The sequence below is a fragment of the Helicobacteraceae bacterium genome (assembly GCA_031258155.1).
Lineage (GTDB): Bacteria > Campylobacterota > Campylobacteria > Campylobacterales > SZUA-545 > JAIRNH01.
Map to the genome: position 1 here is coordinate 42288 of JAIRNH010000062.1, position 23196 is coordinate 65483.

24 protein-coding genes are annotated in these 23196 nt (G+C 45.0%); 18 read left to right on the top strand and 6 right to left on the bottom strand.

Translation table 11 applies throughout. The features are described from left to right. Nucleotides 1-577: 577 nt before the first annotated feature. The 6 genes from LBF86_08565 to LBF86_08590 form a co-directional block, all read right to left on the bottom strand. Nucleotides 578-3382: a conjugal transfer protein TraG N-terminal domain-containing protein gene (locus LBF86_08565; GenBank protein MDR0665552.1), complete on the bottom strand. Its 2805-nt coding sequence runs from the start codon at nucleotides 3380-3382 to the stop codon at nucleotides 578-580. Between the two features lie 205 nt (nucleotides 3383-3587). After that, nucleotides 3588-4220, bottom strand: coding sequence for a hypothetical protein (locus tag LBF86_08570; protein ID MDR0665553.1), 633 nt, complete (start codon nucleotides 4218-4220; stop codon nucleotides 3588-3590). A gap of 280 nt (nucleotides 4221-4500) precedes the next feature. Next, a complete protein-coding gene (locus LBF86_08575; GenBank protein MDR0665554.1) occupies nucleotides 4501-4791 on the bottom strand; it encodes a hypothetical protein in 291 nt (96 codons plus the stop codon). A gap of 29 nt (nucleotides 4792-4820) precedes the next feature. Next, entirely contained in the window at nucleotides 4821-6458 is a 1638-nt protein-coding gene (locus LBF86_08580; protein ID MDR0665555.1) for a replication initiation protein, read from the bottom strand. 83 nt (nucleotides 6459-6541) lie between these two features. Continuing rightward, complete coding sequence (locus LBF86_08585; protein MDR0665556.1) at nucleotides 6542-7045, bottom strand: hypothetical protein; 504 nt, start codon at nucleotides 7043-7045, stop codon at nucleotides 6542-6544. Between the two features lie 34 nt (nucleotides 7046-7079). Continuing rightward, nucleotides 7080-7976 carry a hypothetical protein gene (locus LBF86_08590; protein ID MDR0665557.1) on the bottom strand — a complete coding sequence of 299 codons (897 nt, stop codon included), beginning with the start codon at nucleotides 7974-7976 and terminating at the stop codon, nucleotides 7080-7082. Nucleotides 7977-8886: 910 nt separating this feature from the next. On the opposite strand from LBF86_08590, the gene LBF86_08595 reads away from it, so the two are divergent. The 18 genes from LBF86_08595 to LBF86_08680 form a co-directional block, all read left to right on the top strand. Further along, on the top strand, nucleotides 8887-9195 hold the full coding sequence (locus LBF86_08595; protein ID MDR0665558.1) for a hypothetical protein: 309 nt from the start codon (nucleotides 8887-8889) through the stop codon (nucleotides 9193-9195). A 3-nt stretch (nucleotides 9196-9198) separates the two neighbouring features. After that, nucleotides 9199-9918, top strand: coding sequence for a ParA family protein (locus tag LBF86_08600; protein ID MDR0665559.1), 720 nt, complete (start codon nucleotides 9199-9201; stop codon nucleotides 9916-9918). Continuing rightward, a complete protein-coding gene (locus LBF86_08605; GenBank protein MDR0665560.1) occupies nucleotides 9911-10774 on the top strand; it encodes a ParB/RepB/Spo0J family partition protein in 864 nt (287 codons plus the stop codon). The genes LBF86_08600 and LBF86_08605 overlap by 8 nt, the downstream gene beginning before the upstream one ends. A 221-nt stretch (nucleotides 10775-10995) precedes the next feature. Next, nucleotides 10996-11175: a hypothetical protein gene (locus tag LBF86_08610; protein MDR0665561.1), complete on the top strand. Its 180-nt coding sequence runs from the start codon at nucleotides 10996-10998 to the stop codon at nucleotides 11173-11175. Nucleotides 11176-11184: 9 nt separating this feature from the next. Further along, complete coding sequence (locus LBF86_08615) at nucleotides 11185-11379, top strand: hypothetical protein (protein MDR0665562.1); 195 nt, start codon at nucleotides 11185-11187, stop codon at nucleotides 11377-11379. Nucleotides 11380-11575: 196 nt separating this feature from the next. Continuing rightward, on the top strand, nucleotides 11576-11884 hold the full coding sequence (locus LBF86_08620; protein ID MDR0665563.1) for a hypothetical protein: 309 nt from the start codon (nucleotides 11576-11578) through the stop codon (nucleotides 11882-11884). Between the two features lie 9 nt (nucleotides 11885-11893). Next, nucleotides 11894-12196, top strand: coding sequence for a hypothetical protein (locus LBF86_08625; GenBank protein ID MDR0665564.1), 303 nt, complete (start codon nucleotides 11894-11896; stop codon nucleotides 12194-12196). Nucleotides 12197-12268: 72 nt separating this feature from the next. Beyond that, nucleotides 12269-12835: a type IV conjugative transfer system protein TraE gene (locus tag LBF86_08630; GenBank protein MDR0665565.1), complete on the top strand. Its 567-nt coding sequence runs from the start codon at nucleotides 12269-12271 to the stop codon at nucleotides 12833-12835. After that, nucleotides 12832-13683, top strand: a complete 852-nt coding sequence (locus LBF86_08635; GenBank protein MDR0665566.1) for a type-F conjugative transfer system secretin TraK — start codon at nucleotides 12832-12834, stop codon at nucleotides 13681-13683. The genes LBF86_08630 and LBF86_08635 overlap by 4 nt, the downstream gene beginning before the upstream one ends. Then, nucleotides 13673-14995 (top strand): TraB/VirB10 family protein, encoded by a 1323-nt coding sequence (locus LBF86_08640; protein MDR0665567.1) that lies wholly within the window; start codon nucleotides 13673-13675, stop codon nucleotides 14993-14995. Before LBF86_08635 ends, LBF86_08640 begins: the two co-directional genes overlap by 11 nt. A gap of 2 nt (nucleotides 14996-14997) precedes the next feature. After that, entirely contained in the window at nucleotides 14998-16122 is a 1125-nt protein-coding gene (locus LBF86_08645; GenBank protein ID MDR0665568.1) for a thioredoxin fold domain-containing protein, read from the top strand. After that, nucleotides 16119-16925, top strand: a complete 807-nt coding sequence (locus tag LBF86_08650) for a hypothetical protein (protein ID MDR0665569.1) — start codon at nucleotides 16119-16121, stop codon at nucleotides 16923-16925. Before LBF86_08645 ends, LBF86_08650 begins: the two co-directional genes overlap by 4 nt. Next, the gene (locus LBF86_08655) at nucleotides 16918-17322 is read left to right on the top strand and encodes a TraV family lipoprotein (GenBank protein MDR0665570.1); all 405 of its coding nucleotides are present in this window, start codon (nucleotides 16918-16920) and stop codon (nucleotides 17320-17322) included. Before LBF86_08650 ends, LBF86_08655 begins: the two co-directional genes overlap by 8 nt. Before the next feature lie 49 nt (nucleotides 17323-17371). After that, nucleotides 17372-20221: a TraC family protein gene (locus LBF86_08660; GenBank protein MDR0665571.1), complete on the top strand. Its 2850-nt coding sequence runs from the start codon at nucleotides 17372-17374 to the stop codon at nucleotides 20219-20221. Then, nucleotides 20221-20631, top strand: coding sequence for a hypothetical protein (locus LBF86_08665; GenBank protein ID MDR0665572.1), 411 nt, complete (start codon nucleotides 20221-20223; stop codon nucleotides 20629-20631). The genes LBF86_08660 and LBF86_08665 overlap by 1 nt, the downstream gene beginning before the upstream one ends. Continuing rightward, nucleotides 20603-21151, top strand: coding sequence for a S26 family signal peptidase (locus tag LBF86_08670; GenBank protein MDR0665573.1), 549 nt, complete (start codon nucleotides 20603-20605; stop codon nucleotides 21149-21151). Before LBF86_08665 ends, LBF86_08670 begins: the two co-directional genes overlap by 29 nt. Then, entirely contained in the window at nucleotides 21136-22692 is a 1557-nt protein-coding gene (locus tag LBF86_08675) for a conjugal transfer protein TraH (protein ID MDR0665574.1), read from the top strand. Before LBF86_08670 ends, LBF86_08675 begins: the two co-directional genes overlap by 16 nt. A gap of 1 nt (nucleotide 22693) precedes the next feature. Next, a partial coding sequence (locus LBF86_08680) for a hypothetical protein (protein MDR0665575.1) occupies nucleotides 22694-23196 on the top strand: 503 nt, incomplete at its 3' end.

Here is a 23196-nt window from a genome sequence, read left to right on the forward strand (position 1 = left end):
AGAGTTTAATAACTAAATACAAGCAAATCGTTGAAATTAAGAAAATGTTAACGCCGGAAGCGAAGGTTTTGGAGAAAATATTGAGGGTTTTACAGTTTTACATTTGGCGGTGGCGCGAGAATACAGCGATCAAGTCCGCAGAGTTTGCGAGAAGCCGAGACAGAATGGAAGCAAACATAAGGGCAAAGACTAGAGGAAACTAGCCTTGAATGGGTTTGATGAAGCATTCACTATTAAGGTTTGCCTGTTTCTCCAATCGCCGTTGGCGACGATTGTAAAGCCATACGCCCAGATAAACTAATATAATTGGCGGAAAGAACAATGTGAACATCGTCCCCGCTATTACTAGGACGAACGTGCGCACATTTTTTGCTACTAGGAGTTCTTCTGCTGTCAAAAGCCCCGTTGCTTCATCCGCGCCCCTATCCCTACGACTTCTCTCAATATCCTCATCAATAAGACTCATATCTAGCCCAAGATCAATGCCATGCTTTGCGCCCACACCACATACCTTCTTTATTTTTAGTAAACACGATGATATCATAGCTATAATTATACCACATTATCAAACTTAATGTCATTTTTTGTTTCTTGGATCAAACGGATTATGCCTCTTAGTCCCTACAGTGTTGCTAGCGCTTATACCGATTTCATCAAACGGCGCGGGCATTGCCCTCACAAAATCAGGCGACCCCTTCAAATTATCGCCTCGTCCTATCGCTCCATTGACAAGCTCTTTCATTTTATCTTCGCCTATCGTGTTTGCATTGGCTTTACTAATTAGCCCCCGATCGGCAAAGAATTCCTTATTGGCTTCAAAAGCGGCTCTGTAATCTATTCCCGCTTGAGCGTTTTGCTGTCGAGCGTTTGCTAGAGCCGCGCCGTAATCGAAATTATCGACGATTTGCGTATTGTTAATCTCGTTTTGAGCGCTTGCTATAGCTTTTGGCGCGCCGAGAATCCTTCCGATCTCCGCGCTTGCCTGTTCAGCTCCCATAGCGTTTAGGTTCTGAAGCGCCGTCTGCGCTCTTTCGTGCGAAAAACCGTATTCTGTCTCACCCATATATTGCGCATACTCGATCAATCTATTCTTTGATAGGTTTGCCTGAGTGGATTCGGCTACGCTAAGAGCTTCTTGTTTAGCTTGTAGGTTAGAATAGGCTTCACTTAACTTTCCGCCGCTTGATTGACTGAACGTATTGGCTTTGTTTTCGTCTATAGCCAAAGCTCTGCCCATAGCGGTGTCCATAGCCCTGTTGAGTCTTTCTATGTCTTTATCGGTAATGTTTGACGTTGCGCTTTCAGAGGTTGAGCCTTTGCCAGTTAGCGTTCCGCGCGCGCCGACGGCAACTTCTGCGCCATTTCCCAAAATTTTTAATCCGGTTGAAGCGTGCGCGTCGGCATATAGTTGCGCCGCCGCCTCGCTACTCATCCCCGTCGCCTTAGCCAAAGCCTCGGCGTTTTCAAACGTCTTAAGAAACTCCTGTTTATACGCCTCTCTCGCGCTCGCGTCCTCTTTAGCGTTATATCTAAACGAACCGTCCTCTTTTACCGAAAATAGCTCCTCTCTCGTTCTAGTCGCTACCTGTTGAGCGGTCTCCTGCAACGATTGTTGCGCCGTCGCCGTTTTGTTTTCCAAATGTTGAGCGTTAATACCGGCTACATTAGCGTCCGTAACTCGACCGTCAACGCTGTTTAACTTTGCGGCTGAATTGGCGGTTTCGGTATGCGTATGTCCGTTTAACTCTCGTTCTATCCAGCTTGTAGGATAACCTCCCATATCGTGCATTCTATTATAGGTCGCCGTTTCGTCGAAATAGGAGACGCTCCCTCCGGAGATAGAGCTTCCATAAGAGAACCCCTTATCGGGACTATACGCGCTATGTCCTCCGGTCGCCTGTTTATCTACGCTTGTGTTGGAAGCCGCGTTAGCCGCTCCTCCAAAGGCGTGTCCTAACATACTAAAGAGTCCCGCAAAAGCTACGTCGCTCCCCTTTGCCAAAGCAAAAGCAAGAATAGGTATTAACCACGAAATATACCCAAGCATAGCCAGTCTATCGCCTATCGTAGAATCCAGAGCGTCTTTGAAAACAAGCTGATACGCTCCCGTAGTTACGTTGTATGTTATGGTCTTAATCGCCTTTTCTAATTGAAGATCGAAACTGAAGTTCATTATGGAGGCTATGATCATCCATAAAGAGATTGTAAGCATAAGGGTTATGAATAGGCGAATATACTTAATATCGTGCATCGCTATCGTTAAAAGCACTAATATCCACGATACGCAGATAACGATGGTAATCAGCGTCGCTTGCATTATGGGCATATATTTCTTAGCCATAAAGCCGCTCGTATAAAACGCCGACTGAGCTTTTCTCTCGGCGTATGCCGGCATCCAAGCCATAGCGCTTAGGTTAATGCCGGACATAGCCGACATTGTTCTGACTCCTTGATTGTTCATATTTACCAACATTGATTGGGTAACGTAAGTTTCAGCGTCTTGACTCATACCTAAGTAATGGTTAGCCACAGTCCCAACCTTATCTCCAAACTCGGTGGCGCTAGGGTTGGCGCTTGGACTTATATCGTATCCCATAGAACTAGCCAACTGAGATAAAAAGCGTCTGGACTCGGTCGTAAGATTGGACGCTATCTTGTCCCAAGCGTTAGGGCAGTATTCGACGCTTGCAGAGCCGTCTATGGTAGAGTAATAGGTTGTTATGAAGTTGGTATTTACCTTCAAGTCGTCTATAAGGCTAGAGCTTTGATTTAACCGCATTTTGAACGATGGGTTGAGACCAGATTCATTAACTAAGCAATCCTCCATATAGGCGTTGAAACTTGCCATAACCGCGCTATTAAGCGGTCTTGCCGTAGCTATGCTATCATGAACGCTCATTGCAAAACCAAGCCCTGAGTTTCTAAACGACAGCGAGTTGGGAGTTGTGTAGAACTTGTCTAAAGCGGAGAGTATGCTTCTTTGCATATTAGAAAACAAAGCGAAGCTCTCGCCTATCGCTAAAGGTAGCTTGCCCACGGAGTAAGGCGTATTTGTCGTTTCGTCTATGACCATATACTTAGGCGAGCCGTTTAGCGATAAGAATATCTGCTGCAGCAGAATAACCATTGCGGGATACTTGACTAAATCAAAAGGAGCGATAGGTTTGCCCATAGCTCCGGCAAATTTAAATATGACGATCATACCGCCAATTGATACGGCTACGGCAGTAAGCCCCTTCCCCGTCGCCCCTATTGTTTGAGAGAGGGCTCTAAAAGCTTCAGCTATGGTATCGCCGCTACCCCATACATATATTGGAGTGTCGGCAAAAAGAGCCGAGGGGATAAACGCTAGAAGCGTTAGCGTAAATAGTTGTTTAGTCATTGGTTAATTCCTTTATCAAAGTTGCTTTTGTTCGTCTAACAAATAAACCGAATATGGACGAAAACTCTAAAAAAAACGCGACGGCAAGCTATAGTTTCTTTGCGAGTTGCGCTTTTGCCTTGCGTTTCGTCGCGTCTATTGATTGGCACTCCGATCGTCAAGCTCTTGCCTCGCGCTCTTGTATCGTAAATCCGTCTTACTTCAATCATTCCGCTCTCTCCTTGTCGGGTATCTTTCCGCGAGATAGCCAGAGTATGTCCTTTATAAACTCTACGTTGCTTTCACTCATTCGGAACTGCTTGTCTTCGAGAGAAACTGAAAAGAGTTCAAAGACGGCTTGCATATTGACGTTTGGAAACGTCTCTTGAAGCTCCGCAAAGACAGGAGAGGAGCTATTAGCCGCTCTGCTCTTTTGTATCTTTGAATAATAGCCTCTGTAAATCCCGTGAGCGATCCGCTTCATTCGCTTTACCTTCTCCGCTTTCTCCTGATCGTTTGTGAATAGTAGTCTGTATAATACCTGCTCGACTTTCTTGAAGTTAAACTTTTTATTCAATCTCAAGCATCCCAAATGCGCTTTTCGGCACGCGCCCAATACAATCCTATTGAAGTGGCTTTTTTGTTTGGAAGCAACGCTTTCAACTTCTATCTTTAGCCTTTTATCTTTTCGTATAGCCGCTTCTATACGAATGCTATCTCCCGCTTGCGCCTCGTCTATCATCTGATTCAGTTTTGAAAGCATTCCAATGACCGCTTCGGTTTGCTGCTCTGTGAAAGCGCCTTGAAGCAACTGCCGAAACTGATCAAGTTTATCGTTGTTTTCTATCTTGGTTTTCATCGTATTTGCTTCGTTATAGCTTTTTGGTTAAAACGGACGTTTAACCCGCAAGGAGATCGGAAAGCGGGACAAGACGAGACTAGGGCGTTTGAGAGGCTATCAAGCGTCTTTTTTCGCTCCGAATGCCAAAGTTCCGAAAATATGCCAAAAATGGGGGATAATATCAAAGATAACCCCGCAATTTTCCACACCATTGATTTTTGAGCGGTTTTCCACACAGATATATATATTATATACAACTCAGAAATTTTCCACACTTCTCCCTCTCCCCCTCTCATCTCTAAAACCCCTCCCTTCCGCTCGCTATAGCCCTGACCACGAAAAGGGCTATAAACGACAGCAGAAAGGTTAAGAACATTACGCCATACGCGCTATCCACAAACACATATCTAGTCGTTACAAGAGGCTTCCTTATCTTAAACCCGTTCTTGACAAACCTATAAACAAATCTAACCGAAGCCACAATTCCAATTCCTGAAAACAAAGCCATAACGATAAAGAATATTACAAGAAGCGTTGAGGTTTCTTGAACCTGTCCAGCCTGCTGATACAAAGCTATATATTGTTCCATAGCTTCTAATGTGGCGTTTCGTTCCATCGTTAATCCTTTGCCGTTGTAGTATCCGTTATCGCGTCGGTCAATACCAACGCCATTTCTTTATCAAGCGATCCGATATATTTGCTATTGTCTATCTCAAACTCTATCTTTTTGCCAATTGACAAAGCGATATAAATCTTTCGCAAAAGCGGCAACGGAGCTTTTTCTTTGGTTATTCCCTGAATGCGGTTAGAGAAAAAAACGTTGGACTTTGCTCCGTCTAAGATAACTTGCCAATTTTCCGATGGAGAGATATTTGTCAGAGATTGAACGATAAGACGCTCGTATCGCTCTCTTTCCTCTGTTTCTTTCGTTTGTTTTTCTTTATGCGTTGCTAACCGTTTTAACATTGTTTCTTGAGAGCTATTGATTAAACTAGAGCATAGCTCCAATAATCTATTATTGCCGATTATTGAACTAAACGACAAAAATCCTTCGTCTTGCGTTGAAAGATAAAGATTTTCCAAGCTCGACCCCTTTTCTTTAACGGCAATAGCGTCAAGGGTTTTATATAGCTCGTTTGCCTTTCTTTGTTTTTCCTCTTGTTCCGACTTAATTTCCTGTTCGCGTTTATACGCGATATATTGATTAACTCTCGCTTCTTTATCGCCTAGTTTGCCGTTATCCAGCAATTGCCTAAGATGAACTTTATACGCGCTCTTATTGGTCGCGTCTTTCGCCAAGAAATCTAAGAAACTCTCTTTATTTATCGTTTGATTGAATAGGGTTATCTCGTTTGATTTGCTGTTATTTAAGCCGTTATTGGCGTTATTGGCGTTGTCGTCGAACAACGTAGTCTGTATCGGTTTGCTTTGCTTGTATCTGCCTCGTATTCTGACGGCGATTACTCTTCTGCCGTTTAATTTTACATCGTCGTATTTGTCGAAAAATGCGTCTATGTTGGTCTTGGAGTTTATTTCGTCGATGGCTTTGTCAATCACAAATGTTCGCAGATTTTTGAAGTTGGAGAGATATTTATCGCCTCCCACCAGCTTAGCGAAGGTTACGATGTCTATAAACGGCGTTTGACCTCTACCTCGCTTTTCGTCTATATAGTCCAGGAGCAGTAGGTAAATGGCGTGGCTTGAGCCGTGTTTTAGCGAATTGAGCTTTTTTGGAAGGAATTTGCAATAAAGACGGGTTTGCGCTTTATCAAGATAGTAATTGACTAAATTAGTAAACGAAAAATATAACTTGTCGTCTTTGTATATAACCGCGTCGATTATATTGCTTTTGCCCGATATGGCTTTTACCGCCGCCCTCGTTTTTTTCTCGGTCGTATGACCGCACGAGGGGCAGACAAGTCGATTATTTAGTTCGCTCATATAAGTTCCGCATTCCGAGCAAATGACAATATCGTCCTTGTCTTTGCCTAATAAGTTAAACGATACCGAGAGATCGACAAGCGCGTCTATTGAACGTTTAAACAGGCTGTAATCGTTGCTGTTAAATTCTGATAGCTCGCGCAATTGCTTGAGATTGACGCACCAGTGAAAGATTGTCATTTCGTCCGGTTCTGAATTATTTAGTTTTGGTCTGCGCGCTATCTTTGTCGTTACAGCGTAGATAAGGCTTGCGAATATTTTTTGTTGAAGTAATGGAAAATTGCCTCTGGTAATCTGAACCGAAGCCGATGGCATACGCCCCAAACGTTCGGCAAAGATTTGCTTTGCGGAGATTTCAGCCTCTGGTTCTTTAACGGCAACAGGCGTATCGGACATAGCTAGTTCCAACCTTTCTTAGTTCCTAAGTTAGCTATAGCTTTTCCAACGCGATCCGTTCCTAGAATATGTTTTATCCAGTCAAGATTGTTTTCAAAAAAGGAGAGGTAGATTTCGTTTTTATCGCTCGAATCGCCGCCTCTGAGACTGATTAGGTTAAGGCGGGAGGTAAAGCGCCATTCGCCGTCTTTGTGATAAAACCATAACGATACGCCGCGATTAAGCTCCATTGCGACGATTTCAATCTCTCTTTTGTCAATATCCTTGAAAGCGTTGTTTTGTTTGATTGCTTCGTATAGTTTCGTTAGATTAAGACGATGGGTTGATATGCGTTTGAAATCAAGAGAACCGCTCTTATAGGCTTCCTCGTCGTAAGTTTTATTAGGCTTTATAGTATCGTCTAAAGCGATTAAAACGGCTTTTTCTAATCTGTTAAATCCTCTTGAAAGGACTATATCGACGTAGGAGCCGTCGTTAAATACCCTGTTTCCGATAACGGCGCTCATCTGTTTTTCTCTTTTGGGTTGCTTTGATTATTCATCATTGACACCCGTCGCAATCGCAAAAATTGTTTTGGGTTTGGTCTGGCAGTTTGAAATCATCGTCTTGTTTATTATCAAACGCAGGGACGGGACAAGCGTCCATATTTATCTGCTCTTTGGTTAGTTCCGCTGAAGCTATAGGAGCGCGGTCTCTTAAATCTTGCTTGAAATAAGCCTTAGCCTTATGTCGGTTGATAAACAATCTGGCAAGGTCTAGGAATATCTCCCAATCTACGGGAGGCTGAGGAGTTCCGCTAAACGCTCCTATACGATAATAATCGCATAAATCGTAAATAAGGCAATCGACCAACAACGTAAGGCTTTGAGAAAGGTCGATTACAGGCTCAAAGGAAGCCCACGTCGGTATTCCGTTTTTCTTTAGAGCGTCTAGGGTTTCTAGTCTTTCTTCGGGTTCCGCCGTAAAAGGTTCAAAGAATGCGCTTAGAATCGGATCGTAGAAGGTTAGGGATTGACCAATTCTAATAGATTTGCCAAACTCCTTAAACAGGTCTAGGTCTATTAGACACCTAGCGCCGCCTTTGGTTAGGATTTGGACGGGAACGCGATGCTTTAAGCAAAGTTCCAAAGCTCTACGAGTCGGGGAGTTATCCTTGCGCGTTTTGTCGTAGGGGTCTCCGACAAAGGAGATATGAACGTATTTGTCCGTAGTGTTGGCGTAACGCTTTATGCTCTCTTCCAACTCGAACATATCTCTAGGCGAAGCGTTGAACGCGAAATAATCCGCTTTATCCTTTCTTAGCGTTTTTGGCGCGTAACAGTAAAGACACCCGTGTCCGCAGTTGAGATAGAGATTTAGAGCTAGAGGGGCGTATTCTCTAGCCTTGCCTTTTGGTTCGTAGATCATAAAGTTCCTGTTTTTTTGTTTGGCGGTCATATGGAACCGCTTAACGCACAAATAAACGGAACGTTCGAGGAAAACAAAAAAATCGGGGGACGGATGAAAAATCAGGGAATGAGGATAGCTCCCCGCAGGCGGCTCAACCCCCCGTAGAATTACCAATAGCTGGCTCTCGACTCCCCGCAAAATTACCAATAAGCCTCGTTTGAACTCCCATATATCCGCGATTTAAGCGGCTTCGCTGGTATAGCTCCCCGCAGGCGGCTCAACCCCCCGTAGAATTACCAATAGCTGGCTCTCGACTCCCCGCAAAATTACCAATAAGCCCCAACAAACCCGCTCCACCACAGCATTCGTTCAAGCGCAAATATATTAAGAGTATTCTTAATTAGTCTCATAAATATATTATATTTGCGCAACGCGCGCGCGAGAAATCGAAATCGCCGACTTTTGCGAAAAGTTTGCGCGGCTCCGCGAGCTACGCTCGCTTTGATCGGAAGGGGGCTTTTCGCCCCCTTACCCCTTCATTCGCTTTGCTTTCGTTTCAAAAGGAGCTTCTGATCGCTTCCAACAGGAAGGGGCAAAGCCCCTTACCCCCTGATCGCTTCGCTCTTGTTCTGAAACGATTTCTTTTTTTTGTTGCTTGTCCGCTTCGCTTTCGTTCTGAAAGGATTTTTCTTTTGTTTCTCTCTGATCGGAAGGGGCTATCGCCCCTTACCCCCCTATCTCGTTTTCAACAGTCAATCGCCAAAATCACCGCCTTCCTTTTTTAACGGCTTTTACGACAATCGCAAATCCGAAGCTCTCCAAGATTTGGGGATTTGCCGTTAAAAGGTGAAAAAAATCAGGAAATTGCGGAGATTTTTGAGAAATTTTAGGAAATTTCTAATATTTACGGCAATTTTTCGTAAATCCCGTTTATTAGTATTGCAAGGAGGTAGAGAAGATGGAACTGCACACTGTAGCGGTAAAGCTCGAACCGGAGCTTTACGAGGCGTTTTTGTCTCTCGTCGAGGACGAGCGGAACGAAAACGAGATCAAAGTGCCTTTGGGGCACGTAGCACGAAAGATTGTGATTGCCCACCTGCGCGCCAAAGGTTACTTAACAACAAATAAACCTAAAGTCGCGCTAGATAGCCAAAGACGAGGGAAAGAGAGCAAACGACAAGAAGGCGACAGACAAGATAGCGGCGATAAATCGCCATCGTTGTTTGGGAATGGCGATAGCGGTAGCGACGGCGACGATAGGAGCTAAACGATGGTAAAGCTAAATAAAGGCGAAACGGCGATGTTAGACGAAGCCGTTAAAGGAAAGGAGACCTCAATGAGCGACGCAAACCAAAAGGAGACCAAAATGGCAAACAAGACCCAAAAGATCATCTCGATCTACAACATCAAAGGCGGCGTGGGCAAAAGCACAATCGCTAGAGAGTTAGCGTATAGGCTCGACGCTACTCTTGTAGATTGCGATCGAGGAGGAGCGCAAGAGTATATGAAGCCTCTTAAGGTCGTTAAAGCGCCTCACACGATCCCGCTCAATATTGACGATAACATCGTAATATACGATTTCGCGGGTAAAGACGACGAGCGCAAGCACGGCGCTATAATGAAAAGCGATCTAATCGTCGTGCCTTATACGCCGACCTTTTACGCATTGCAGAATACGGTCGATAGCTTCTTGCAGATTTGGCTCGTCAATAAAAACATAATGACAATAGCCAATATGCTAAAAGAAGAAAAAGACCTGCAAAGGAGCAAAGAGGATTTGGAGGAAGCGCTAAATCAATGCGACGAGAGCGTGGGCGAAATACTTGTCCTGCCTCTGCGTTTTACGCGGGGGCTACAGTCGGCGGAGAATAAAGGCAAGACGATTTATGATTTGCGAGAAGAATCGTCCATTAACAGGCTCAACTACGAAAAAGTGTGCGGCGAGATCGACACGATAACCGACACAGTAAAAAGGATCATCAATGTCTGAAAGGCTTAAAATAACACCGCGACTTGAAAACATCACGACAAACAGAACCCTAAAAGGAACGTCGGGAGAGATTAGGCGGCTTCTTATTGACGAATTGACGCCGAACCCATATCAGCCTAGATGGGATTTTGAAGTGGAGGCTCTACAAGAGTTGTCGGATTCTATCAAAGAGCACGGGCAAATACAGCCCGTAGTCGTATGCGATAGAGACGACGGCAAAGACGGCTACTATATCATCGCCGGAGAAAGACGCTGGCGAGCTTGCAAATTAGCGGGTATGTCCACCGTTAGTTGTGTGATCCAACCGCCAATGGATAAAAAGGGAATGCAAATCGTGGCTTTACAGGAAAATATACAGCGCGAGAATTTGCATCCGATTGAGGTTGCGATAGGAATACAGCGGATGGTAGAAACAAATGTGCTAAACGATCGGGGCGAACTAGACGCTATATTAGGTTTCGGAGATAGAACGATGTGTCGGTATCTTGATATTGCTAAGCTCAGCGAACCTGCTTGTGAGGTTGCCCTCAAATCAAACTATAGGGATACAGTGGTGCTTGGAGTCATCGCCAAACAGGTTACGCCTACAAATCAAGAACGCGTTTTACAAAAAATCATTAACGACGGAATGACCCAGAAAGAAGCGCTTGCTCATGTTAGGCAACTTAAAGCGCCTAAAACTATTGAGCCGTTCAGTTTTAGGCTGACCTCTAAAGGTGTGGCTACTTTTACTTGGAAGCCGAGCGTAACCTTTGAAGACGCGTCTAAAAAACTAGAGAGGTATCAACAAGAGTTGCGAGATTTCTTGGAAACCCTTGACTCAAAATACGCCGCCGAGAGTAAGGCAATTGCGTAAACTCCCTGAAATTACCCCCCTAGAGAGGGGACAGAAACCCTCTCAAATCCTCTTGTGGAGCGAATTTATCGTAAAATTTGCAATGTGATTGCATTCCCAACAAAAGACCTCCCCTAAACGCCAACCCTCTCCCAACCAAAAACCAGCGCTTACCCGCTATTTCTATTTATGAGTTCATAGAGAAGAGATACGGGCTTTACGTTTTTGTAGCGGAACTGCTTGTGTCGATTGCGGTGTTTGGCTCTTGTTTTACGGGGATTACGGGCTTCTACGATTTTATCGCCAAATCGTATAACCCTTTCATAGCCCTGTTCGCAATGTCGCTGGCGCTAGGAATGGTCATTTCGACTACGGTTATTGTCGCGATGCTTATGTCCGAGATAATGAAATTGCATAAATAAGGAAAAATAATGACGCGAGAGCTATGGTGGGATATTTACGGTTACGTTTTAGCGGGAGCGACAATCATCGCTTTATCGCGGATAATTTACGGACACATAAAAGACTCTTTTGACGAGAGGCGAAAAGCGAGGAGAAGCGTAGAAAGAGGCGACGATCTTGGCTACTATCGCCCGTTCAAAAGAAAAAAACGTAAGAAAGCCTGAGCTTATCAAGTTTCGTTTTGTCCGCTTGATCGGATAAAAACTCTCTTGGCTTCGTAAAAACCCCCTCGATTCTTTCTTAAAATCTTTGCCATTCCTCTAAAAAACTCCTCGATCGCTCTTTAATTTCGCTCAGTTTTTGCAAGTTTCCGTAAATCTCGTTTATCTGTAATTAAAATAGTTTTGTAAGGAGAAGAAAATGAAAGTCGCGGGTTCAGGTTTTATGGATAAGTTAGCCGTATTGGTTGGCTTAGGTTGTTTTGCCTTTGTAATCGGAGCATTAGCTTATAGCGGTTCGGACGACTTTGGTCTGGACTTTGTTTTAACAAAAATAGAGAGCCTACTAGGAGGAGCAGGCGGAGTGCTGCTGGCGATTTTTTTAGTCGCTATAGGCGTTGTGATGATTATGCGCGCGGCGTTTTTGCCCGGCATCATAACGATTGTTTGCACTTTTGTATTGATGGGAATCGTGGGTATCGCGAAAAAAGTATCTGGATTGATACTCTAGGGACGCGCTATGAATAACGACGAAAACGACTACACGCAAGTCCATAAATACATAGACGCGCCGGTTATGATCGGCAATTGGGAGATCGATCAGTTTCTGCTTGCCGTTATCCTTATCTGCTTTGCCTATATACTCCCTACGGGCGTATGGATTTTATTCTTCGAGACGATAGCGATTGGGGTTTGTTTTCTTTACGGCTCCTATAAAAAAGGAGCGGTGAGGGGCAAGGGGAAACAGACGCTCTACTCTCTTGGGCTAAATAAACCTAAAACTCTCGTTCCCTCTAATATCCGTTACTTTGTGGGAGGGTGAAAAGATGAAACAGCCGAAGCTCGTCGCAAACAAACCTAACGCAGAAAACGGTTTCTTAAACAAGGTATCACTGTGATTTTTGAAAAGTTCAAGTCCGAACAATACAAGATATTTCTGCAAAACCAGAAACTCACCATAGCTCTTGTTGCGATGGTAATCGCCAATCTGATTTTAGGCGTTTATATTCTAGCTTTCGCCACAAATTCTAGAACGGTATTTCTGCCGTCTTTTAACGCCACTCAGGAGTTCTGGGTGTCTGGACGCGAAGTGAGCGCAAGTTACCTTGAACAGATAGCGCGGTATATATCCGATGTGCTATGGAACGTCCACCTTGACAACATTAAAAACGTCAAGCCCGCAATCTTACCTCTTGTGCCTAGCGATCGTAGAAACGAAGTCGATCGGGCGATAACGCAACAACTGAGCTATATCAGCGATAACGCTATTACAAGGATGTTCCAACCCATAACTATTGATTACGGCGAAAGAAACGTGATATATATCAGAGGTCTCTTGAAGGAAATGACGGGCGATATTGTAGCCTTAAGCAAAACAACCACGCTACGTATCCAATATAAAATTGATAACGGACGCTTTTGGCTGCTCGGCGTTGCGGAAGTTGAAAGGAAGAATCAATGAGAGATAACGCGCTTGCTCTTTTAACGGCGTTGATTAAGCGAACTATCGTTTGCGCGATTGTTTTCGCCGCGCCCTTAATCGCCGCCGCCCCTCAGATTATTACCGATCCAGTCGGAACAATAACGCTGAAGCTCTCCCGCACCGACCAGAACGTTATCGAAATGCCTAATCCGATTATCTCAAAGCACTACAGCCAAGAGAAGGATATACAAGTAGATACCATCGGTCATAGGGCGATTATCAAGTTTCTGCCGTCGGTTAGACAACAATACGAGGTCGTAAATAATCAACAAACCCCTGTAGGCGAACCAGAAATAAGCTACGCGAAGGTTAAACCAGCCGATCTTGTGTTAATTACATCCGATAACGCAATCTATACCTTTAAGGTTATCCCGTCGGATACCGCGTTAAAGACTGTGATTATCCGATCGACTGCGGCAAACCTAAAAGAGGCTCTAGCCTACGAGACAGCCTCTCCTTACCAAGAGACGTTGGGGAAATTAGCAAAGGCTGTATTCCAAGCGCAAACGCCAAGTGGTTATAGAGTAGTAGAGAACGGAAGCAAGAAGTGGAGAATAGCCTCTAAAGACGCTAATATGACCATTACCTTGCTAAAAACATATAAAGGCGCGCTATACGATATACATCTCCTAAACGTCTATAACAGAGACAACACGGAAAGACGCTACGACGGACAACTGCTTTTCTCAATCGCTGAAAAGATTTCTCCAAAGAATCCCGCTAGAGCCGTTAGTTGGTATTACGGCAACTACGCTCACGTAGCGCTCCCTAAAAGCTACGTTAAAGCGATTATTATCGTAGAGGGGGGCGGCAATAATGGCAAATAGACCGGATAACGCCTCATCTAATCAAACGCTGACCAAATGGATAATAATCGGAGCTGTAGCGCTATTTGCAATCTTGCTCCTTATGGTATGGGGAGGCGGTTCGCCGTCTGATAATCCCGATTACGGAGACAAGTTTAGGATTATCAACGACGAGCAAGCCGCCAAGACAAGATGGGTTGGAGAAGCAAGCGAACAGATGCGGGGCGCTAACGAAGCGGTTAGCGCCGTCAGAAATCAGAATACCCAGATATTACAGCGTATGAACCAGCTTGAAAGCGAACTGAAACAGGCTCAAGCTGAGTTAAAAGCCGCTAAGGAACATAACTCGACAATAACCGTCGTTCAGCGAGGAGGCGCGGCGTATCCTCCTATACCAAATCAACAACAACAAACGACGGGAACGGGAAGCTCGACAAGCTCATCCGCCTCAAATCCATTTTCTCAGCCCGCTCAACAACAACAAACCTCAAATAATCAACAACAATCTTCTACTTGGGCGGATAGGTTTATTTCCAGAAATATGGGGACGCAGACCGATCCAAACGGCGTGCCGCTTGTCAAAAGAGAAACAATAACCCGCTATCAAGTGATCAACGGCGCTCTTAAGAGCGAAAAAACTGGGGAGAAGATTGACGAAAAAAAAAATAACGAAGCCGCAATAACCTTGCCTCCTATACCTGCGGGAACAATAATCCCCGTAGTTAGCATTACCGGAGTTGACGCGCCGACGATGAGCGCGGCAAAGTCTCAGCCTCTCCCAATGTTATGGAGAGTTACCGATCTATCTATTATCCCTAACGCTCATAATCTTGATATTACAGGTTGCCATATCTTAAGCGAAGCCGCAGGCGATCTGCCTAGCGAAAGAGTGCTTATTAGGACAAACACCTTAACCTGCACGAACTCTGAAGGTAAATTGTTAGAAGCTCCATTAAGCGGTTACGCCGCTTCCGGTAAAGATTCCAAAAACGGAATTAGAGGCAGAGTGGTAAGCAAACAAGGGACATTATTAGCAAACGCTCTTATAGCGGGATTTTTGGACGGAGTAGCCGAGTCGTTTAGCGTCAAGGACCAAGTAACAATGACATCCGCAATTGGAACAACCACAACCTCTACCGCAAACGATAATGAGCTATTAGAAGCAGGAGCTTATAGAGGCGTATCCAACGCTATGAGCAGATTGGCTGACTTTTACCTTGACATGGCTGACCAAGTCTTTCCGATTATTGAACTTGCCGGAGGAACGGAAGCCGACATTATTGTAACCGCCACTCAAGAGATGGCGCAATACAAACCGAAAGAGGATAAGTAACAATGGGAACAATCAGGATTAACCTATCCGCGTTTGTTGTTGTCGCGGCGATTGGAGCCTTATTATCTGGTTGCGCCTCTCCTAAATACGAAGTCGTTAAAACCGATCGCTGGATTGTTAAAGATGGCTGGGTTGTAGGGGAGAAAGATAACAAGAGAGTTAAGGATACTAACGGCGTTACGGGACAATCAGCCGTTAAAGAGGAAAAGAGCGACGGAGCGAATAGCGACAATAACGGCAAATACTGCGATAACGCGCCAAAACAATCTGACAATCGCAATATCAAGCCGGATCGTTTTAATCGCCCGACTAGCCGCGATCGCAACGATACCGCGCGCAACGCTACGCTTGCGCAATACAAAGGCAAACCAATTGAAGCCATAGAAGAAGCGTGGGTTAGATCGGTTCTACCAAACACTCAAATTGAACTGATTAGACGCTCTCCCGCAGTAGGTTTCTATACGGCTTTTTTAAGCAACGGACAGGTTATATACGTCAATCCTTCACAAAGATTGCTATTTTTTGGAGAGATTTACACCTCTGGAGGCGATAACCTCACAAACCTTTCCAAAGAGCGTTTTAGCGAGTTAAAATCAAGTAAAGCGGCGCTAGAAATAAATGCCTCCGAGCTTGAACAACTAGGCTTTGGAGAAATAGGCGATAAAGAGGAAAGATACGTAGCGATGGTTACAAGCCCTCTATGCCCGTATTGCCACAGAGCGGACGAATATTTCTCAATCAACCAAATACCCGTTAAACGGATATTCCTTGTCGATCTGCAAAATCCAAACGACGAAGGCGTTAAGCGAACGGTAGAGTATCTGACTGCACCCGATAAAGAAGCAAGAGAAGCTCTGTTGGTTAAATGGAGAGCGCGAGAAGGATACGAAGCCTCAAAAAAAGCCGACGGATCGCTGGATAAAGATACCCAAGAGGCTATTAAATCTCTTAACGCTATGAGAGAGTTTGCCGAAAGAAACGCCGTCGAGGGAACTCCCTATATCTATCTTGTCGATCGCGAAGCAAACAAGGTAGAGAGATTGATCGCGGGTTACGCCGAATCGATCGGCGAACAGATTAAAGCGTGGTATCTCTCAAACAACAATCAAACGGGAGAAAAGCGATGAGATTAAATCAGGCGATACTAGTAAGCGCATTAACCATATTAACTCCGATCCTATTATTGATCCTTAACGGCTGCTCTCTGCTCCCTTACGATAGCGATTACTCCTGCGCTTACAGCGAAGGCTACGGAAAATGTTTGAGCGCCAGAGATAACTACGAACTATCTCAAATGAGCGAAAACGAGCGATCGCGTTATCTTGGGAAAGCAAACAGCGTCGAAACCTCCTCAAACTATAGCTATTGCGATCGGCTTAGAGAAAGTTGCGGTTGCCCGAATAACGAATGCTTTGATTTTGAAACTCTCCAAAGCCTGAATAGAAGCGGTTGCTTAACGCCAAGCGAAATAATCGCTTTGGAAAATCACGAAGCTCTGCTCTATATAGAGCGGTTATTGTTAGATCGAAGGGCGATTGAACATAGAACGCCTAGCGATAAGAGCGTAGCTAAAGGCGATAGCAACGCTAACGAAGACTTGATTAACGCAAACGGCAAACAAGCTAAGGTCGTTATAGCCGATGCTGGGTTAGATTACGGCGATAGCGATAGCGTTAATAACAGACCCTTATCTCAATCTTGCGATTATCCAAACCTTAAAGACGGCGATACGATCAGAGTAGAGGTCTATAGGGCTTGGCTTAGAAAGATGCCTAACGCCGCCTATCCCGTCGATAACGGCTTTGAAGCAAAACGAGGCGATCAATACGCCGTTAAAGGCAGTAAATGCGGTTGGGTTGAATTGGATAACGGACGCTATATCCATCAGTCGATCGTGTCTGTTATTAACAAGGAGTTAAACAATGATTAAACGGCATTTAATCGCTATTCCAAAGGCTTTTACAATCATTACTTTCGCTTTCTTCTCCGCGCTTGCCTTTAATGGTTGCGCCTCTAAGACGATCGTTGAAATAGACGAGCGCGATATAGGCGATACGCTCTTAAAGGTCGATCCAGAGTTTGCCGTAGATAATCAATCCTCCGCGTTAAGGGCAAACTACGGAGCGGATACCCGCGTCCCTATGCGAACTCAACCCAAGTCGGCGGAGTTAATAATCGCCCCCCATACTACCAAAGACGGCGTATATCACGGATATTCGGCAGTGTGGATCGTAATCGAGGAAGGCGATTGGGCGTTAGGCAGATTCGATAACGGTAGCGTCCCAGCTAACGCTCGCGGCAGAGTCGTGATAACGCCGCTAAAGTAACGATGAACGAGGACAAAGCGATGATCGTTAAAGAAACAATGGCAAATCGATGAAGCTATTCTCCAAACATTCGGCGCAATCCGAAACTACGGCGCAAATAGAAGAAAGCCAGCTCGCCGAGATGAACGAAATGCTTGAAAGGAGCGATAAAAACGCTCCAAAGCAAGTCGTAACCTCTAATCTAACGCAAAAGGCTAAAGATAGAGCTTCTCTCCTAAAAGAAAAAGCAAAAGAACAAACTAGAATCATAAAAGATCGCCTTAAATCCACAGGCGATCAGATAAAAGGCTACAACCTGCCTTTAAGATTAAAGCACGCCTATAAAAAGATAAAGATTAAATCTTTGCGCGCTCTTAAGGAGCAAAATACCTTTGACTCTCTTCCTTCGGATCGATTGGTCTCTTTAACCGAAAAAGAGTGGAATAAACTATGGAAGCGCAATAGGATAGGCGACTATCTGCCCTATTGGGTGTTTGACGAGCAGACGGGAATATATGTAAATAACGATAATAGCTACTCGATCTTATTTGAATGCGCTCCGCGCATAGCGATGGATGGCAAGACCGCCACAAGCTTTGCGGAGATAATCTCTAAATTACCGGATAATCTTATCTTGCAAATCGTTCTGGTAGGCGGCTCGAACAACTGCTGGCGCATTGAAAATTGGAGACAAACCCATCTTAAAAGAGCTATGGAAAACGAACTACTATCAGCCGTTATCAACGATTTAGCTAAGTTTTTCGAGCAAAAACATAAGGAAAAAGCGACGGAGACAATGCTTGCGAAGCTAAAGTCGTTTAGGCTATTCATTTCGCTTAAGGCAGGCGATAAAAATTATAACGCCTTAATCGACTGCGCCTCCTCAACCAAAAGCATTCTCTCTACCAACGGCTTTGCTCCTGTTATCTGCCATCCCGAACGCTTAACGCCGGTTTTATACGAGGCTCTTAACGGCGACGTCGATCCAAGAGAGATACCCGAATATACCCCCGCAAAAGAGCTAAACAGGCAGCTTATCGGAGGAGAGAGCGAGTTCGCCTGCTTTGCGGATCACGTTAGGATAAGCTCTAAAGCCAACAGGCGATTAGACGGCAAAGCCAAAGGCAAGTATTGGCAAGCCTTGTCTCCGCAGACGCTTCCAGAAAGAGCGCATATTTTTGATTTCGGCGATAAGATCGGCGCTAAACTTTCAAATGCTATTAACGCCAATCAGTTTATAGACAGCTTTATTATCTCGGCTACCGTAGCCAAACAACCCTCGCTTAAAACCAAAGCCGTCAGGCGCAACCACTCTACAAACCTTCAGCTTACCTTTTCGGACGCGCTCTTTAGACGACGCGCCAATATCAGAAAAGAAAGCGTGGATATATTAGACCGTATAGACGAAAGAAGAGAGCCGTTATACTCCTTCGACCTAGACGTTTTAGTCTCGGGCGACAGCTACGATCAGTTGCAGTCTAACGTCGCGTCGATTAAAAGCTATTGGCGCCAAGGCGGAAACGAACAGGCAATCAAGCTCGAAGCTATACCAGACGTCAATCAGCTTGCCTTTTTAGCGGCTCTGCCTATGGGCGCCAATAAAGAGTATATAGATACCTGCGGCAAGAGCTTTTCGTACTTTGCCAATCAGATAGCTCAATTCCTACCTCTCGAAGCCGACTATGGCGGCAACGGCGATAATCTAGCGTTTGCCACAAGGAGAGCCGCCCTGTGCCTTATCGATCTGTTTATCTCAAATAATAACTTCAACGCCTATATCGTTGCGGGCGCCGGCGCGGGCAAATCGATGTTGTTGCAATTTATAGCCGCGCTCTCATACGCCAGAGGCGATAGAGTGGTCGCAATAGATATAGGTCGCTCCCAAAAGCGCCTATGCGAGGAGCTTAAAGGTCAGTATTTAGAGGTCGATCCTCTAAATCCTATCAGCTTCAACCCTTTTAGCTCGATTAAAACAAGCGAAGAGCTAGTAGCCGAAATGGGCTATCTGGTCTATTTCTGCTACGCCTTAGGCGCTAATCTAAACGAAGCCCAAGCCGAGAGCGAAAAGAAACTAATAGACAGTTATCTGCCCGCGGCTATAAGGGAGAGTTATAACGAGAAAGGCGCTAGCGCCGAAGTAACGGACGTAAAAAATCTAATGGAAAAACAAGACGACCCCCGTTGCAAGGATTTCGCTCGTCAGATGAGTAGCTATTGCAGAGGCGGTCTGTATGAAAAGTTCTTTATGGGCGAAAGCAAGGCGAACTTTAACGACGATTTTATAGTCGTGGAGCTACAGCCCGTAGAGGATAGTCCGGAGATACGAGACCCTATTATTATGATAGCGCTATACCACCTAAACAAAAGCGCCTTCAAAAGCAAAAGCCTTGATCGCAAACGATTGGTAACAATTATAGACGAAGCGCATAAGTTTCTCGGTAAAAACCCCAGAATGGACAATTTTATCGAGCAAGCCTATAGACGCTATCGCAAGGAGAACGGCTCTATCCTGATCGCCACGCAATCCTTTAGCGACATCTACTCCGAAGCCAACGGGCTAAGCAGAGCGGGAGCGGCGATTACCTCTTGCTCCTCTTGGAACTTTTTTCTCCAACAGTCCGAATCGTCTAAAAATCTGTTGGTTAAGTCTGGGATATTCGGCTTGTCCTCTTACGAGGAACAGCTTATGCGTTCCGTAACCACTAAAAAAGACGAATACAGCGAGATATTTATGACCACCCCCGATAACTTGAGGTTACCGATAAGGCTGATCGTTCCAAGAACTTTCTATTGGCTTACCACCTCCGATCCCGAAGACAAGAAGAAGCTACAAAGAACGATGGATCAGGAGAATGTAACGATCGCCAAAGCCATAGAGATCATAGTCGAGCGCGAGAAAGCCGCTAAGAGGAGATTATAATGACCATATCGATTGACGAAAACAGAGTAAAGCGCGCGACGCTCTATATCGTATGGGCTCTTGTATGCGCGGCTCTGTTGTTCGCGGGGATAAAGTATCTTCCATCGATAATCCTGTCCAAAGCTCCAGCCTTCGCGATCATAAAAACAAGCGACTTAATCCAAGAGGAAAAAGAGCGTTTAATTAAAGACGGCTTTGTTCTCTACCAAAGCCAAACGGACGCGACGATAGAGCAAGCGGCTAAAGACTACTTTGAAAGGGTAAAAAGAATCGCCGCTTTAATCGCCAAAGAGGAAAATCTGATTATATTCGACGACGGAGCGGTTATAGGGGCGCCTGTTGAAAGCGTAGTCGATATTACGCCGTTTGTAAGACGAGAGCTTGAGAAAGCCAAAAACGCTACGCGTTAGGCTTATCTCTCTAGCCCTAGCTCTATCTATTGGAGTTACTCTTCTAGCCGCTATGCTGATCGCTAACGGCAAAGGGTATTATATAGCGATCAACGATAACTACTCCTTTCCTAACCGTATCTACCTAGCAAGAGAGATAACGCCCGACGAGAGAATATGTAGCGACGGACGGTTTAAGCGCGGCTCTCTTGTGATATTTAGGTTGGACGATCGCCTATCGGATACTCCTTACCAAGAGAAGCTAAAAAACCGCGATCTGTTCAAAGAAGTCGTCTGTTTAGAAGGCGATTACCTTCAAAAGGTCGAAAATCGGTTTATCTGTAATAACGAGGAAGTAGCCATTGCTCGACCCAATGATAGCGAGGGCAAGCCTTACGCCGTTAGCTTTGATTACGACGGCGTTATACCGGAGGGGCTGTTATTCGTAACCGCCCCTCATTATATGAGCTTTGATAGCCGCTACTTTGGGTTTGTAGAGGTTAAAGCCGTTAAAGGAGAGATATTATGGGCGATATATTAACTTTCTATAAGAGTTTCAGCCGCTTTGCGTTCGTTTTTATTCTATCGTCCGTTAGCCTGTTCGCAAGCTCTCTTAGCGATCAAATCCAGAGCGCCTTTGACGGCGCGTATGTGCAAAGCGAAGGGGTTATGCGATTTTCCTCTCAGACTAGAGGCTACTATACTTTTGGTCATACAAGGATTAGATTCGAGCCTCCGTCCGTTATCCGTCCCTTTAGCGCCCAAGCGCCTAGCTATAACGTAGGTTGCAACGGGATAGATATAGGGTTAGGAGGTATCTCATATATCAATGCCGACGAGCTTGTTAATAAATTAAAGGGTATGAGCGGCGCGGCTTCAGCTTTTTTCTTTGAAGCGGCTCTTTCTACTCTTTGCAAAGACTGCCTTACTATATTAAATAAACTAGAGGATTTCGCAAACGCCATCAACGCCCTTAACTTTGATTCCTGCGCCGCCGCTAAAGCGGTTGGAACGCACTTCGGTAATAAATTCGGAGAGCATCTAAATAGCGGGTTAAACTCATTCGAGGCTTCGAGGGACATACTTAAACTTCCGGACGCGCTTGAAACGATGGACGACGTTAATAAAGCGTTAGCCGGCGTCGATCTAACGAAATCCTTTATCTGCTTAGCCATAAACTGCGAAGGGCTTAAATACGCCCTCGTTAATAGACAGGGCAGTTTGATCAGGATAGCTATGGCAAGTCAGGCGATGAAAGGAGTTGTTCCGGAAAATACCATCGCGCACGAGAAGTTCGCCAGCATAATCCGCTCTTTAATCGGCGATCTCTACGGATATACAAATACGAGTAGCGAAAAGGAAAAAGACAGAAAAACGGAGCTACTAGTTGTAGCGCCGTCTAGCATAGCTCCCGAAACCTTTATTAACGCCCTAATGTATGGCACAGGCGATTGCACGGACGATCCAGACTCCTCTAAAAGCTATAAAAACTGTATTACGGGCATAGTTTATAAGCCAGAATACGACTATCAGAGCGACAAGCCCGCTCCTAAGCCAAACATTGGAACGGACGTATGGAGGGACTTTATCCCAAATGGAGGCTTTATCGGGCTAAGCCAAATTAAGCTAAACGCGATTATCGACAAGATCGATAAAGGCTCGGCGTTATCGACCGACGATCAAGCCTTTCTTGGCAATCTACCTTACCCAATCGTAAAAACAATTAACGCTCATAAGGCTGGCATATATAACGAGTCGGATATGCAGATAATTATCGCCTACATAGCCGTTAAGCTTGCCGTTTCAACCGCGCAAGACCTGTTCGACAAGATTCATCGCTCCATTGACGATGCCTCCAGTAAATGGGTAAAGGGCAAAGGCGACGACGATAAAGTCGTCGAGTTTCAAAACAGAACGGCAACTACGGCGAGATTGGTTGTTAGAGCCTTTAGTCAACCTGTAGCGGAATTAGAAAAGCAGATGGCAAGCGTTGTGGAAAAAGCAGAGCAACACGAAAAAATCGAAAAAGCTCTGAGGAAACAGTTCTTCGCGGGTAATTACGGAGGAGGCTTTGGCTTCTAAAATGCGCAAGGCAAATATTATACGTTCGATCGCGATCGAAAGAATCGCAACCCTTCTTTCTTTAACGGTTCGATCCCTCTCTTGGTCTTTGCCTCTATCCTTAACGCTTGCCATTGCCTTAGCTCTCTTATCTCCCTCCTTACTAATTGGTAAGGAGCTAACCAGAGCGGAAATCGAGAGAATCGCCAAAGACGCTGTAAAGGGAGTAGATAGCTGGTCAAGCGACGTAACAAACAATATGCAAAAGCCTTTGCAAGGCGATAAGCCGTTAAGCGGATTAGACGGCAAGCCTATAACTACGGGCGAGGGACAATCTCAAACGATAGACGCTGGACTTGATTGCGCTAAAACCTCTCAAACGGAGTTAGTAAAAGTTACGGCAAGACAAGATAACGCTACGGGCAGATACGCTATTAAAATCAATACGAACATAGAAGGTAGAGGCGCTACCTATAGCCAAACGATTAGCGGTATCTGCCCAAACAACGGCTACGTTATCTGCTC

Bases quoted from the DNA above. Each gene is read 5' to 3' on its own strand.
- LBF86_08565 (MDR0665552.1), bottom strand. From the start codon at position 3,382: ATGACTAAACAACTATTTACGCTAACGCTTCTAGCGTTTATCCCCTCG.
- LBF86_08570 (MDR0665553.1), bottom strand. From the start codon at position 4,220: ATGAAAACCAAGATAGAAAACAACGATAAACTTGATCAGTTTCGGCAG.
- LBF86_08575 (MDR0665554.1), bottom strand. From the start codon at position 4,791: ATGGAACAATATATAGCTTTGTATCAGCAGGCTGGACAGGTTCAAGAA.
- LBF86_08580 (MDR0665555.1), bottom strand. From the start codon at position 6,458: ATGCCATCGGCTTCGGTTCAGATTACCAGAGGCAATTTTCCATTACTT.
- LBF86_08585 (MDR0665556.1), bottom strand. From the start codon at position 7,045: ATGAGCGCCGTTATCGGAAACAGGGTATTTAACGACGGCTCCTACGTC.
- LBF86_08590 (MDR0665557.1), bottom strand. From the start codon at position 7,976: ATGACCGCCAAACAAAAAAACAGGAACTTTATGATCTACGAACCAAAA.
- LBF86_08595 (MDR0665558.1), top strand. From the start codon at position 8,887: ATGGAACTGCACACTGTAGCGGTAAAGCTCGAACCGGAGCTTTACGAG.
- LBF86_08600 (MDR0665559.1), top strand. From the start codon at position 9,199: ATGGTAAAGCTAAATAAAGGCGAAACGGCGATGTTAGACGAAGCCGTT.
- LBF86_08605 (MDR0665560.1), top strand. From the start codon at position 9,911: ATGTCTGAAAGGCTTAAAATAACACCGCGACTTGAAAACATCACGACA.
- LBF86_08615 (MDR0665562.1), top strand. From the start codon at position 11,185: ATGACGCGAGAGCTATGGTGGGATATTTACGGTTACGTTTTAGCGGGA.
- LBF86_08620 (MDR0665563.1), top strand. From the start codon at position 11,576: ATGAAAGTCGCGGGTTCAGGTTTTATGGATAAGTTAGCCGTATTGGTT.
- LBF86_08625 (MDR0665564.1), top strand. From the start codon at position 11,894: ATGAATAACGACGAAAACGACTACACGCAAGTCCATAAATACATAGAC.
- LBF86_08635 (MDR0665566.1), top strand. From the start codon at position 12,832: ATGAGAGATAACGCGCTTGCTCTTTTAACGGCGTTGATTAAGCGAACT.
- LBF86_08640 (MDR0665567.1), top strand. From the start codon at position 13,673: ATGGCAAATAGACCGGATAACGCCTCATCTAATCAAACGCTGACCAAA.
- LBF86_08645 (MDR0665568.1), top strand. From the start codon at position 14,998: ATGGGAACAATCAGGATTAACCTATCCGCGTTTGTTGTTGTCGCGGCG.
- LBF86_08650 (MDR0665569.1), top strand. From the start codon at position 16,119: ATGAGATTAAATCAGGCGATACTAGTAAGCGCATTAACCATATTAACT.
- LBF86_08655 (MDR0665570.1), top strand. From the start codon at position 16,918: ATGATTAAACGGCATTTAATCGCTATTCCAAAGGCTTTTACAATCATT.
- LBF86_08660 (MDR0665571.1), top strand. From the start codon at position 17,372: ATGAAGCTATTCTCCAAACATTCGGCGCAATCCGAAACTACGGCGCAA.
- LBF86_08665 (MDR0665572.1), top strand. From the start codon at position 20,221: ATGACCATATCGATTGACGAAAACAGAGTAAAGCGCGCGACGCTCTAT.
- LBF86_08675 (MDR0665574.1), top strand. From the start codon at position 21,136: ATGGGCGATATATTAACTTTCTATAAGAGTTTCAGCCGCTTTGCGTTC.